A 12,473-nucleotide genomic window follows, 5' to 3' on the forward strand; every position below is an offset into this window, starting at 1 on the left:
AGTGGTTGATACGAGTGTGCAATCCCGGCCACGTAGTTTTGTTCGTATACCTAATTTTCTGAAAAATCGTTTACATGACTGTTTACCAAAAGCTGTTTTCTGTTTTGCTGATCGGGCTTTGTTGCACGACGGTGGTAGCGCAGCAACTCCAGACCATCGACCGGATTTACGATTCCAAAATTCAAACGGTGTTGCTGTTCCCGCAGGTGGGAACCAATCCCAACGATCCGGCTCTGACGTTGAATCCGCCCGTTATTTCGCTGGATGAGCAAGTACCGCTGCAACTCGAATTTGATGATCTAACGGCCGATTATCGGTCATTCCGCGCCCGGCTTGTTCATTGCAACGCCGATTGGCAACGCTCTGTTCTGAACGACATCGAGTTTACGTACGAATACAACGATAACCCGATTACTGACTATCAGGTATCCCTAAATACGAAAATTCCGTACTATCACTACCGCTTTACGATACCGCGCGTGAAGTTGCCGGGCAATTACGTGCTGGTTGTCTACGACGAGCGCAATCGGAACAACATCCTTTTTACCCGGCGGTTCAGCACTTACCAGAATCGCGTCACGGTAGCGGCCAGTGTTCGTTTCTCGACTGATCCGGCTCGGCAGTTTTCGGATCAGCAAATCGACCTGGCGCTCAACTACAAAGGCTACCAGGTCATTTCTCCACAGGATGATTTTAAAGTCGTTATCCGCCAGAACTACCGCGACGACCGCGAAATTCGGGGCCTTCGTCCGACCAACGTACTCGCGTTTGACCAGGTGCTGGAATACCGGCTGATTGATCTGAGCAACACCATGCCGGGGGGAAATGAATTTCGTTTTTTTGACACGCGAACCGTACTGTCCCGCGCCAATTACATCGACCGTATTGACCGGAACGCCGACCGGAACATCGCTTACGTACAGGTCGATCAGCCACGCAGCCGGGGTGCTTACATCCAGAGCGACGATTTCAACGGCTTGTTTGTAATCGATCACCGCGAAACGGGCAACGGAGCCACGAATGCCGATTACATTGAAACAATCTTTACGCTGCGTATACCCGAAGTGCCCAATGTGGATGTGTTTGTCAATGGAGCCTTTAACTTCTGGCAGTTGAACGACCGAAATCGCATGTCGTTTGATTCGATTCTGGGCGCTTACCGGGCTTCTATCTTGCTCAAGCAAGGCGTGTACAACTACGATTACATAGTTCAGACCACAAATCCGCCGAAGGTCGATGAAGCTTACATCGAGGGTAGTTACTCCTCGACTGAAAACGACTACGAAGTTTTCGTGTATCACCGCCCACCAGCCGCCCGCGCCGACCAACTCATTGCTTACCAGAAATTAGGCGTAAACAAACGTCGGTAATGCGGTGACGTGGCATACATACATCCTGGGTGCCGAAGACAAACAATGAGCCCAACAGCTTTGACCGTAGCTGTTGGGCTTTTCTGAAATCGATTTGTGCAAATAAAAAAGGCGGGCCAGATGGTGGTATACTGCACTACCGCCCTACTGGTTAGGCGCTGTGAAGGAACTCCATGATGTCGCCGTCCTGCACGATGTATTCTTTACCTTCGACGGATAGCTTGCCCGCTTCGCGAACACCGGCTTCTGTTTTGAACTGCTCGAAGTCGGCTAGTTTCATTACCTGCGCCCGAATGAATTTTCGTTCGAAATCCGAGTGGATAACGCCCGCAGCCTGTGGCGCTTTCCAGCCACGGTGAATTGTCCAGGCGCGTACCTCTTTGACGCCCGCCGTGAAATACGTGATCAGACCGAGCAATTTATACGAAGCTTTGATCAGTTTGCTCAGACCTGATTCGGTAAGGCCGTATTCACTCAGGAACAGTTCGCGCTCTTCGGGGTCTTCCATTTCGGCAATCTGCGATTCGATACCCGCGCTGATGATGATGACTTCGGCACCCTCGTCTTTTACTGCTTCCCGAAGCGTGTCCGAGTACGCGTTGCCGTTTGGTAGTGAACCTTCATCTACGTTTGCTACGTAAATAACTGGCTTCACAGTCAGCAGTGAAATGTCGCCGATAGCCGCTTCCCGATCTTCGGGCGATACCTGTACGGTACGGGCACTTTTGCCCGCTTCGAGCGCTGCTTTGAACTGCTTCAGAATTTCCAGCTCCGCTTTCGCTTTGGCGTCACCCACGCGCGCAGCCTTGTCGATGCGCTGTATTTTTTTGTCTACCGATTCCAGGTCTTTCAACTGAAGCTCGGCATCAATGATTTCTTTGTCCGATACAGGATTCACTTTACCCTCGACGTGAACGATGTTGTCGTCTTCGAAGCAGCGAATCACGTGAACAATAGCGTCTACCTCACGGATGTTTGCCAGGAATTTGTTGCCCAGGCCCGCACCCTGACTAGCTCCTTTCACTAGTCCGGCGATGTCGACAAACTCAATGATGGTTGGCACCACTTTCTGGGGTTTCACCAGTCCTTCGAGGGTGTCTAGTCGTTCGTCGGGTACGGTTACCACCCCAACGTTGGGTTCTATTGTGCAGAATGGATAGTTAGCGGCTTCCGCCTTTCCACTCGAAATTGCGTTAAAAAGCGTCGATTTACCCACGTTTGGCAAACCTACGATACCACATTGTAAGCCCATAATAAAGGATATATGAGTGAATGGCTGAACGAGTGAATAAGCGAGTTTCCAGTAATACCCAGTGCTCGTTTATTCATGAGTTCGTTCACTCGTCATGTTTGTGCAAAATTACAACCGCAGCAGCGGACCGCAAAAAAAGCCTTCGGCACGGAGCAAAGGCTTGATGACTTGGGAAAACCCGGTCTCAGTCAAGAATTAGCATGTATAGTTAAATCATGAACCGTAATTTATGCATTGAAAATTCAGTTAATCCCACTTTAGTTCACTGGCAAAGTCGTCCTGTTCGTCGCGTTGGGAGAATTGGGCAAAATCGACATCGGGCATAAGATCAGTTTTCACATGTTCCACCGTTTCCTGAAGGGCTTCGATAAATTTGTCGAAGTCTTCTTTGTAGAGAAATAGTTTGTGCTTCTCATACACAAACCCGTCTCCCTGCGGGTGTCGGCGACTCTCGGTAATGGTGAGGTAATAATCGTTGGCGCGGGTTGATTTTACGTCAAAAAAATACGTTCGTTTACCCGCCCTAACCCGTTTGGAATAGATCTTTTCCCGTTCTTTTTCGTCCACAATCAGTGAGGTTTAGTGTATTCGTAAATGCTAAAGATACAGGCAATTGGAGCAGAACAAAAATATTGGTACTAAATATATTTTGGGGTGAGATAACCCCGAAGTCTGACAGAGTTGTGGAGGCCGTTCCACAGTTTTTTCGCTAAATGCTTGGTAGATAGGTCTGTTTGTCCTATCTTTGTTTAATAGGAATTGCACTTTTTGGAGACGAAGGGAGTCGGAAGATACAACTGATTTGCCTTCGTTTATTTTTCACGTAACCAAAAGCTGTATGAGTTATATCATGTCCCTTATGTTGTTTTTTAACAGCATAAAACCGGCGGAGGCTCTCCCGAGCCTCATACAGAAAGGCAAAGCGTCTTTTTATTCCAAGAAGTTCAATGGTCGGAAGACCGCTTACGGCGAACGCGTCAGCGCGGAAGCCCTCGAAGGTGCCCATCGTTCATTACCAAAGAATACACTGGTTGAAGTAACAAACCTAGACAACAACCGCTCGGTAATTGTACGAATCAATGATAAGGGTCCATTTTCAAAAAGTCGCGTGATCGATCTGACGCACGCGGCTGCTCAGGCACTTGGCATGGTTTCTAAAGGAGTAGCCAATGTGTCTCTTCGGGTTGTTAGCAAAGGCCGTGAACTGGCGGCTGCTACCCCGGCTCCTCTTTTTGATACACCCGATGCTTTTCAGCCGTTGCTGGAGCCGGTGTTATAACCAAATACGGTTCTTTCCGTATTCGCTGTCGAACCGTTCAATGCTCATCCGTGCAATTCCTGACGCGGGCATTGAACGGTTCTTTTTTGTTATCCGGCATATGATTTGTAGCTTGTCGGTACGCTGGCCGTTTTCCTTTCGTTAACTACACAACGGTACATTATTCTTCTGTCCGGCATACACTATGAAACAAGCTCTTAACCTGGGCCAAGTGCGCTCGTTCGGCAACGTCGAGTTTCTGGCCCGTCAGTTGGTTGAAGGATTTATAACCGGTCTGCATAAATCACCTTTTCATGGTTTCTCTGTTGAATTTGCCGAGCACCGGCTTTACAATACGGGTGAAACCACGCGTCACATTGACTGGAAGGTGTACGGGAAGACCGAAAAATTGTTTGTCAAACGCTACGAAGAAGAAACGAATCTACGCTGTCATCTGCTGATCGATACGTCGTCGTCGATGTTCTATCCCGAGCCTGACTACGGTAAAGTGACCTTTAGCGTGATGGCAGCTGCGTGCCTGGCGTATATGTTGCAGCGGCAGAAGGATGCCGTCAGCCTGACTACTTTCGCTGATACGATTGACCTGCAAACGCCCGTAAAATCGACGCCTTCGCACGTGCACAAGCTGTTTACGCAGCTCGATCAGGTGATGCAGCAACCGAAGCCCCTGCGCAAAACATCGGCGGCTGACGTGATTCATCAGGTTGCCGAAAAAATTAATAAACGGTCACTAGTGGTTATTTTCAGTGATATGTTTGAAAACGCTGATAAGTCCGACGCGCTGTTTTCGGCCTTGCAGCACCTGCGCCATAATCTCCACGAAGTGCTGTTGTTTCACGTTACGGATAAGAAAACGGAGGAGGAGTTTGCCTTTGACGAACGCCCGTACGAATTCATTGATCTGGAAACGGGCGAGAAAGTCAAACTTCAGCCTGGACAAGTTCGGGAAACGTATCAGCAGGCGGTGAAGTCTTATTTTCAGGATCTGAAAATGCGGTGCGGCCAGTACAAAATTGATTTTATCGAGGCCGACATCGCTCAGGGATTTGATCAGATATTAACGTCGTATCTGGTGAAGCGAACGAAGATGAAATAACGTACATAGTGATGCGGCATACCGACCTATGGTCTACAGTGTTAATGGAAACTGCGGACCACAGGTCGGTATGCCACACCACCCCGTTACTTTTTCACGCTTGCTTTGGCGTTGACGGGAGCAACGGCGGGCTTTTGGGATGCTTGCTGCCGTTTATGGAAAAGCACAAAATCTTCGATTTGCTCCACAGGAAGTTTGCGGGCCAAGATTTTCTTGTTCTTGTCGAGCACATATACCGTTGGCGTTGTCCACACGTCGAACTGACGACGGAAATCAGTACGAGACGCATAATCGTAGCCGTTGATCGCGTTACCCAACTTAAACTCCCGAATAAATTTCTTCCACTCTTCCGGCGTCTGGTCGATGGCGATGGCTACCACTTCTATGCCTTTGCCTTTGTAGGTGTCAACGAATTTTTTGAGCTTCGGTGCGCTTTCCCGGCAATGGCCGCAATGAGGATCGTAGAAGTAAACGACGGTGTAATCCGACTTGATGTTCTGGAACGCGATCGGTCGGCGAAGCGTGTCGCTGACAGCCGGAGCCGGTAGCGTTTTACCAACCAACAAGGGCTTAAGCGTCTTGACCCGCTCGCCAATGTTCTTGATTGTCGACGAATCCGTAACGGGCATGATGCCGGTGGCGTAGTACTTCTCGAACATGTGGACAAACAACCCATCGGTTCCCATCACTTTGGGTTGTTCGTACTGGCTGGTGGTGTACCAGACGATGTACGACAGTACTTCTTTATTTTTGCCCGCCTGCGCCTTGCCAACCATGTAATCGGCGGATTTGATAAGCGAATCAGGTGTTTGGACAGTTAGTTCTTTCAGGTAGCGATCAATCTTCCGTTGTAAGATCGGCGTGCGAACAAACCGTTCATCGGCAAAATCGTAATCGTCCCAGAAATGGCCTTTAAAATAATTGAACACCCATACGGAATCAGGCCGACCGTTAGCCAGCTTCGGAGCGGGCGGCACGTCGGGTTCCGCCGACGCTTTGATGAGCTTAACGGCAAACGTGCCTTTATTTTCGGTAAAGAACTGGTCGCGGTAGACCTGCGCCTTTTTTTGTAACGCATTCATCTTCTGGGACACAAGCGCTACCGATGCGGCATCAGCATGGCTTTTTTTCTCGGCTTCCAACGCTTTTGCTTCATCGTAAAAACTGCCCAAACCCTGCTGATACGTATAGAACAGCTCGTTATCCTTCGAGCCGCTTACTTTCATGTTTTTGATGAGATTAGCCGTATCGGTCTTGAACGAAAAGTCCTGATCGGCAGTCATCAGAAATTCGATGTAGCCGTTCTTGGGCGTTACAGCGAGGTACAAGCCTTCCGGAAGGTGATTTTTTCCTTCAAAAACAAGGTTGCCGGTGGCATCAACGCGAGCGGTATCTTTAGGAATGTACTGACCCGAGCCGAAGTAGTGAGCCAATACGCAGGTTGTGTCTTTGACACCCTGAATTTGACCCGTGATTTTAAAGCCCTCGGATCGGGGCGTTGTCGATTGAGCCCGCAAACACGTGGTCAGCAACAAGCCGAAGAGGGTGGAGAGAAGGAGATTTTTCATACAAGCAGATGTGTATCTTCGCGGCAGAATAGAGACAAATTTACATATTTAGTCTAAGAAAATACCTTTTACAAAACGCTCATTGCGCTTCCTGTAGTCTATGTTTTATTTCTTTTCTAAGACGCTCTATTATTTGCTGACACCAGCGGGCTGGCTCTTAGGTGCCCTGTTTGTCGCCCTCTTCACCCGAAAGGCCAGGCTACGGCGTCGAATGATAATCGTTGCTCTCGTTGTCTTTTACGTTTTTGGCAACGCGTTCCTGATGAATGAGTTGGCTTTGTGGTGGGAGTATCCACCAACGAGCTTGGCCGCTGATTCAACAAAGCGGGTGGCGATTGTACTGACCGGTGGCATGATCAATGGGAGCAAGGAAACGCCGGATCATCGGTTTCTGCTAAATCGGGAAGCCGACCGGGCTGCGCAGGCACTGTATTTGTACAAGACGGGCGCCGTGCAAACAATCCTGATTAGCGGAGGATCGGGTGATCTGCCTTTTCAGGTAAAACAACTGAGTGACGAAGGCGAAATGACCGCGCGTTTTTTAACGACAGCCGGTGTCAGACCGACGGATATTGTGCTTGAGCGTAAATCACGCAACACCCACGAAAACGCGCTGTTCACGGCTAAACTCCTTCGGGCGCGTTTTCCCGCCAGTCAATACGTGCTCGTAACGTCAGCCTTTCACATGCGCCGGGCAGTGGCTTGTTTTCGAAAAGAAAACGTTTCCGTACTGCCTTATCCGGCTGCTTTCAGAAGTAGTCGTCGATCATTTGCGCCGACCGAATGGCTACTCCCCAACGAAGAATCGTTTGCCGATGCCTATTACCTCGTGAAAGAGTTGGTCGGCTACACGATGTACTCGGTGATGGGCTACAGTTAGCCATCGAGTGAGCGAATGGACTCGCTCACTCGATTAGTACGTCTATTAAACGCTCAAGATTTTTACCATCCGAAGCAGATCTTCGCTGATGGGCTTAGGCAAGCGAATCGTATCACGGAAAGGGGTGTAAACCAGTTCGTTGTTAACAACGCCCGCCATCACGTTCTTCTCGCCGTTCATTAATCCTTCCAGAGCACCAAGGCCCAGTCGGCTGGCCAGGATACGGTCGTAAGCGGTTGGGATACCCCCGCGCTGGATGTGTCCCAGCGTGGTAACCCGCATGTCGATGTCGGATGACACCTGAGCGCGTATTTTCTCCGAAATTTCGGTTGCGTTGCCTTCTTCTTCGCCTTCTGCAATAACAACAATCGACGAAGACTTCTGACGGCTCCAGCCCGACTTCAGCGTTTCGACAACCTCCGATATGGGAGTTAGTACTTCGGGAACCATCACCAGTTCAGCACCACCCGCAATACCCGACTGAATGGCAATATAGCCCGAGTCGCGACCCATTACTTCAATAAAGAAAATGCGGTCGTGCGAATCAGCGGTGTCACGAATTTTGTCGATGGCTTCCAAAGCCGTGTTCACGGCAGTATCGAAACCAATCGTGTGGTCTGTTCCGTAAAGATCGTTGTCAATCGTTCCGGGCGCGCCTACGGTTGGGATTCCGTATTCATCGTAGAAAATAGTGGCTCCGGTGAAGGTACCATTTCCGCCAATAGCAACCAGACCTTCAATACCGAACTTCTGGAGTTGCTCGTACGCTTTTGCCCGACCTTCGGGCGTCATGAATTCTTTACTACGGGCCGATTTCAGGACAGTACCGCCCCGCTGAACAATATTGCTCACCGAGTGGGAGGACATCTGAAAAATATCACCATTTATCATCCCGCTGTACCCCCGGCGGATACCAAATACTTCGAGACCGTGATAGACCGCTCCCCGGACCACTGCCCGGATACAGGCGTTCATACCAGGCGCATCACCACCAGAGGTAAAAACAGCAATTCTTTTCATTGATCAAGTCTATTTTTTATCAGGAAAGGACAAGAACTTGGGGTCTTCTCGTTTTCAACCCCGCAAATTTATCCGCATTTCACAATCTAAAGGCATGATTCTGGCAATTATCCCTTCTGATTCATGCAAATTTCATAAAAAGCACGAATCAGCGTACAAAAAAACAAGAATTACGCCGTAATGCTGACGCTCAAGACGAGCCAATCGCTTTATGCACTGCCGCCCGCCCAATAATGTAACCATGATTCAGCAGGGTTGGCAACAAGCCAAAATGGGCACGTAATACTCTGAACCGGTCGATCAGTGACTGGCGATGCTGCTGCACCGACAAACCACCGGTGAGGTATTTACACAAAACAAACGGCAGGAACTCAATTTTTCGGGCGGCTTTCAGACACTTAATTTCCCAGTCCAGGTCCGCGCTCAGGTTATCAGTTAAATAGTCCGGAGCTATCGAACGGCGGACGACAAAAGCCTGATGACAAACTTTCATGCCCAGTTTCATGTCCTGCCAGGTTAGGTTTTTGGGCAAGGCGTGCGGTGTCACTTCGCTTCGTAAACCAATGGCCGAGCCAGACTGCCGACTTCCATCATCGCGTACAAATAAAGCATCACTGTAGTACACATCCGCCCGACTCGTCTGAATGGCTTTCAATAGATTGGGCAACGTCTGGCTGTCGTACAGTTCGTCGCCTGCGTTCATAAACCAGACGTAATCACCCGTGGCGAGGTGCAGCCCTTTGTTCATCGCATCGTACAGCCCGTTGTCGGGTTCCGATAGCCAACGGGTGACGTGGCTTTCATGTTGTTTAATAATTGCCAGCGTTCCGTCCGTTGACGCTCCGTCGATTACGAGGTATTCGTAATCCGAAGCTTGCTGGGCAACAAGGCTATCCAGCGTGCGCTCCAGAAATCGCTCGGCGTTGTAGGTGATGGTGATGATGGAAACGCTAGGCATTGGCAAAAAGCAAAAGAGTTAACCGGTGAGCAAACGATCTGTTACTGGCTCCTTCGTTCGCTCATTAATTGATGGTACAAATGGATATACTGGCCGGCAACGACTTCTTCCGAGAAGCGCTCTTCGGCTGACAGCCGCGCATCGTACCGGAGTTGTTGCGGCTGAGCGTGATTCAGAATAAACGCGAGCCCGTCGGCTAATTGCTGCGTCGAACCGACGTCTGCTAAATAGCCATTCTGCCTGTGGTCGATCATTTCGGGAATGCCACCGGTTCGGAAAGCAACGACAGGTGTTCCGCAAGCCAGCGACTCGATCACTGTATTAGGCAGGTTATCTTCCAGCGAAGGGACAACCATGGCATCGGCTGCGTTGTAGGCGGCTACAATGGCTTCTTCGGTTGTCAGGATGCCCAGGTGCCGAACCGTAAACGGCAATTCATTAAACAAATACGAGCGACCTTTCCCGAATACCAGCACTTCTACATTCAGGTTTGGCTGTTGCTGATGGAGAAGCGTCAGGGCCTCCGCGAAATACCGGAATCCTTTGCGCGAGTCAGTCACGTTGGCGCTACCAAACAGCAGCCGAACCGGGGTCGCTCCCGACGAATCTGTATCGGGAATGCCGATGTGGGTATTGGCCTCTGTACGATCTATTGGCCGAAATATAGCCTGATCGATGGCATACGGGATCACTGAAAACGGAAAAGAACGAAGTAATTTCGAACGGATTCCTTCGTCCGACAGCCAGCGGCTCGGTGGCGTAAAATGGATGTTGGCGTTTTCAAAAACCGATATCTTCTTTTCGAAAGTCCTGTACGACAAATCCTGATCGCCCGGTTTTTTAAGGTACGGACACTGCCGGCAATGCGTCAAAAAATGGTCGCAGCCGCGTGAGTAGTGGCACCCACCCGTAAACGCCCACTGATCGTGAAGCGTCCAGACGATTGGTTTTTCCAACGCAAACAACGCCCGCAGTCCGTCGATGGACAGAAACCCGAAATTGATCCAGTGCAGGTGCAGAATATCCGCCTGCTGAATCGCTTCGTGGAAATCTACATTCGCGCCAACCACCGCCGGTGAAAACTGAAACCGAACGGAAGAATCGCGCTCGAAGGGTAAAAAATACAATCGTTCGGCCACGAAGCGCCCGAAGGCCGTTTGCTCCGCCAGAAAATTGTTGGCCAAATACCGCACACCCGGAGCGGGACGGTGTTTTTCCTGCCGGTTTGAGGTGCCTACCAGCAACGTGCTTTCGACCGCGCCCGTGTACTGCCCGACTTTCAGGAGAGCCTGATGCAGCCGGGTAGCCGCTACAGCCGCTCCGCCAAACAGGTGGTACGTGCTCAGGTGTGTAACTCTCACGGGCGGTAAGCGAAAATATTAAGTTGCAGATCCATCACATCGTTGCCCCGGTAGCGGTGATTTACCAGTGGGCGTACGCGGGCCTGGTTGCTGTCGATGTAATACCGAAACCCACTTTCTTCCAAAATCTGCACGACCGTACCCAGGGTTTGCGGGTGTCCGATGTAAGCGTGGTATTCGATGAATAGATTGCGAACGTGTCGCAGTGCGTCGCGGCAGTCGATCAGCACATCGGTTTCGGCTCCTTCGATGTCGATCTTCAGCATATCGACGCGAGTTTCCCGCAACAGATAATCGCGCAGACGAACCGACGGAACGTGCCGACGGTTGGTTTCCGAGAACAACGAAGCAGAGTCGGCTTCGCCACTGCCAAAATCGATACCGTCGTCGTCTATCCAAACGGCTTTGTTCACAACGTCTACGCCGTCAATCCGGTTATTGGCCAGGTTTTGTTTCAGGATAGCGCCAATGTCGGGATCAGCTTCAAAGGCAATAATCCGGGCTTTGGGGTACTGCTGCCGGAAATACGCCAGACTAGAGCCAATGTTGGCCCCGCAGTCCAGAATAACCGGTTCGTTGATGTCGGCCTGGAACCGGTACGATTCGTCTGCAAAAATCTCTTTAAACTGCCATACAAACGAAAGAGCGTCTGGCACCTGAAAGCGATACTGTAAAAACGGAATGATACCGCTCTGGTGACGTGGGCGCCCGGCATAGCGAAAAAATAACCACAGCAGTCGTCGTCCATTAGCGGTTTGAATGGCCCGGTACAGATTGGTAAAAAGATAGCGAAACAGCCACATAACAGCTTACTTATACGAAAAACCGATGCCCGCTCCCGGATACCAGTGATCTTTCGGAACTTCCTGATAATACACAAATTTACGGCCTACTTCCAGCGACAGACGGGCCAATACACCCGTTTCGTGTGCATTGTCGCTCAGCAGAATACCCGTTGGACTTAGCTTGGGCAATACCACTCGGTACTCATCATGCTCGTACTGTGACGAGTGATCACTGTCGTTGATAAAGAGATCAATCGGATCGCTGAACGCTTTCAGGCTGGTCAGCGAGTCGCCGTACAGCACCTGGCCTACTTCCCGGTAAACCCCGTCGAGCAGATAACCCGCTTTGGGCGCAATGTCAGTGCCGTAGTACCGACCCGGTTTCCCTTCGGCCCGGTTGCGCAGGAGTGCCGAACAAAGCAGAACGGCCCCTAAGCCTTTGTCAACGCCCGTCTCGATAACAACGCTAGGTTTGCGAAGTCGTACCAGCGCGTACCAGCCCAGCCGCCGGCCAAATTCAACCCGCAAATCGGCCACGCGACGGTACGAGGAGGTTTTGGTTTTCTCCAGAATGTACTGCCGAAGTGTCTCATCGGACTGTGCTTCACGGATGTAAGTCAATACTGCTTCGGGCTTGACATCGGCTACTACGGCTACCGTGTGCGCCAGATACAGCAGGTTGTCTTCCGTTAGCTCGTACGTGAAATTGGTGTCCTCGCGCGAGTTGACTCCCCAGCGCAGAATCTGGCCGTAGCGGTGGTTATAGCTTCGGCTAGCTTGACGGAGCCGGGGCAAAAAATTGACGGCGCGCGATTTGCGGACTTTATACAGCGTATCGAGACCGAAGATTTGAATGAGCAGTTTACGCATGAGTTAGGGTAGACAAGTGGGTACGAATGAGGTG

At 50.5% G+C, this 12,473-nt stretch carries 12 protein-coding genes; 4 read left to right on the forward strand and 8 right to left on the reverse strand.

The window, feature by feature from the left end:
* The first annotated feature begins 74 nt into the window (after nt 1-74).
* Nucleotides 75-1,370 (forward strand): type IX secretion system plug protein, encoded by a 1,296-nt coding sequence (locus tag LQ777_RS06055; RefSeq protein WP_232561626.1) that lies wholly within the window; start codon nt 75-77, stop codon nt 1,368-1,370.
* Between the two features lie 151 nt (nt 1,371-1,521).
* Here the strand turns inward: LQ777_RS06055 and ychF are convergent, their stop codons facing one another.
* The gene (gene ychF / locus LQ777_RS06060; protein ID WP_232561627.1) at nt 1,522-2,622 is read right to left on the reverse strand and encodes a redox-regulated ATPase YchF; all 1,101 of its coding nucleotides are present in this window, start codon (nt 2,620-2,622) and stop codon (nt 1,522-1,524) included.
* 246 nt (nt 2,623-2,868) lie between these two features.
* Nucleotides 2,869-3,189: a DUF3276 family protein gene (locus LQ777_RS06065; RefSeq protein ID WP_232561628.1), complete on the reverse strand. Its 321-nt coding sequence runs from the start codon at nt 3,187-3,189 to the stop codon at nt 2,869-2,871.
* Nucleotides 3,190-3,460: 271 nt separating this feature from the next.
* Here LQ777_RS06065 and LQ777_RS06070 point away from each other — a divergent pair, with 271 nt between their 5' ends.
* Together LQ777_RS06070 and LQ777_RS06075 are read left to right on the forward strand one after the other, a co-directional pair.
* A complete protein-coding gene (locus tag LQ777_RS06070) occupies nt 3,461-3,901 on the forward strand; it encodes a septal ring lytic transglycosylase RlpA family protein (RefSeq protein WP_232561629.1) in 441 nt (146 codons plus the stop codon).
* Between the two features lie 184 nt (nt 3,902-4,085).
* Nucleotides 4,086-4,997 (forward strand): DUF58 domain-containing protein, encoded by a 912-nt coding sequence (locus LQ777_RS06075; protein ID WP_232561630.1) that lies wholly within the window; start codon nt 4,086-4,088, stop codon nt 4,995-4,997.
* 86 nt (nt 4,998-5,083) lie between these two features.
* On the opposite strand, the gene LQ777_RS06080 is transcribed toward LQ777_RS06075, so the two are convergent.
* A complete protein-coding gene (locus LQ777_RS06080; RefSeq protein WP_232561631.1) occupies nt 5,084-6,565 on the reverse strand; it encodes a thioredoxin-like domain-containing protein in 1,482 nt (493 codons plus the stop codon).
* 100 nt (nt 6,566-6,665) lie between these two features.
* On the opposite strand from LQ777_RS06080, the gene LQ777_RS06085 reads away from it, so the two are divergent.
* Nucleotides 6,666-7,445: a YdcF family protein gene (locus LQ777_RS06085; protein ID WP_232561632.1), complete on the forward strand. Its 780-nt coding sequence runs from the start codon at nt 6,666-6,668 to the stop codon at nt 7,443-7,445.
* 45 nt (nt 7,446-7,490) lie between these two features.
* Here LQ777_RS06085 and pfkA read toward each other — a convergent pair whose 3' ends face one another.
* From pfkA to LQ777_RS06110, 5 genes are all read right to left on the reverse strand, one after another.
* Nucleotides 7,491-8,465 (reverse strand): 6-phosphofructokinase, encoded by a 975-nt coding sequence (pfkA, locus tag LQ777_RS06090; RefSeq protein WP_232561633.1) that lies wholly within the window; start codon nt 8,463-8,465, stop codon nt 7,491-7,493.
* 190 nt (nt 8,466-8,655) lie between these two features.
* Nucleotides 8,656-9,423 (reverse strand): glycosyltransferase family 2 protein, encoded by a 768-nt coding sequence (locus LQ777_RS06095; RefSeq protein ID WP_232561634.1) that lies wholly within the window; start codon nt 9,421-9,423, stop codon nt 8,656-8,658.
* Between the two features lie 41 nt (nt 9,424-9,464).
* Nucleotides 9,465-10,784 (reverse strand): glycosyltransferase family 4 protein, encoded by a 1,320-nt coding sequence (locus LQ777_RS06100; protein WP_232561635.1) that lies wholly within the window; start codon nt 10,782-10,784, stop codon nt 9,465-9,467.
* Nucleotides 10,781-11,587: an FkbM family methyltransferase gene (locus tag LQ777_RS06105; protein ID WP_232561636.1), complete on the reverse strand. Its 807-nt coding sequence runs from the start codon at nt 11,585-11,587 to the stop codon at nt 10,781-10,783. The genes LQ777_RS06100 and LQ777_RS06105 overlap by 4 nt, the downstream gene beginning before the upstream one ends.
* A 6-nt stretch (nt 11,588-11,593) precedes the next feature.
* Entirely contained in the window at nt 11,594-12,439 is an 846-nt protein-coding gene (locus tag LQ777_RS06110; RefSeq protein ID WP_232561637.1) for a class I SAM-dependent methyltransferase, read from the reverse strand.
* Nucleotides 12,440-12,473: the final 34 nt, after the last annotated feature.

It is taken from the genome of Spirosoma oryzicola (genome assembly GCF_021233055.1).
Classification (GTDB): Bacteria; Bacteroidota; Bacteroidia; order Cytophagales; family Spirosomataceae; genus Spirosoma; species Spirosoma oryzicola.

Excerpts from the sequence above, each read along its gene's own strand:
- LQ777_RS06055 (WP_232561626.1), top strand. The coding sequence starts at position 75 with ATGACTGTTTACCAAAAGCTGTTTTCTGTTTTGCTGATCGGGCTTTGT.
- ychF (WP_232561627.1), bottom strand. The coding sequence starts at position 2,622 with ATGGGCTTACAATGTGGTATCGTAGGTTTGCCAAACGTGGGTAAATCG.
- LQ777_RS06070 (WP_232561629.1), top strand. The coding sequence starts at position 3,461 with ATGAGTTATATCATGTCCCTTATGTTGTTTTTTAACAGCATAAAACCG.
- LQ777_RS06075 (WP_232561630.1), top strand. The coding sequence starts at position 4,086 with ATGAAACAAGCTCTTAACCTGGGCCAAGTGCGCTCGTTCGGCAACGTC.
- LQ777_RS06080 (WP_232561631.1), bottom strand. The coding sequence starts at position 6,565 with ATGAAAAATCTCCTTCTCTCCACCCTCTTCGGCTTGTTGCTGACCACG.
- LQ777_RS06085 (WP_232561632.1), top strand. The coding sequence starts at position 6,666 with ATGTTTTATTTCTTTTCTAAGACGCTCTATTATTTGCTGACACCAGCG.
- pfkA (WP_232561633.1), bottom strand. The coding sequence starts at position 8,465 with ATGAAAAGAATTGCTGTTTTTACCTCTGGTGGTGATGCGCCTGGTATG.
- LQ777_RS06095 (WP_232561634.1), bottom strand. The coding sequence starts at position 9,423 with ATGCCTAGCGTTTCCATCATCACCATCACCTACAACGCCGAGCGATTT.
- LQ777_RS06105 (WP_232561636.1), bottom strand. The coding sequence starts at position 11,587 with ATGTGGCTGTTTCGCTATCTTTTTACCAATCTGTACCGGGCCATTCAA.
- LQ777_RS06110 (WP_232561637.1), bottom strand. The coding sequence starts at position 12,439 with ATGCGTAAACTGCTCATTCAAATCTTCGGTCTCGATACGCTGTATAAA.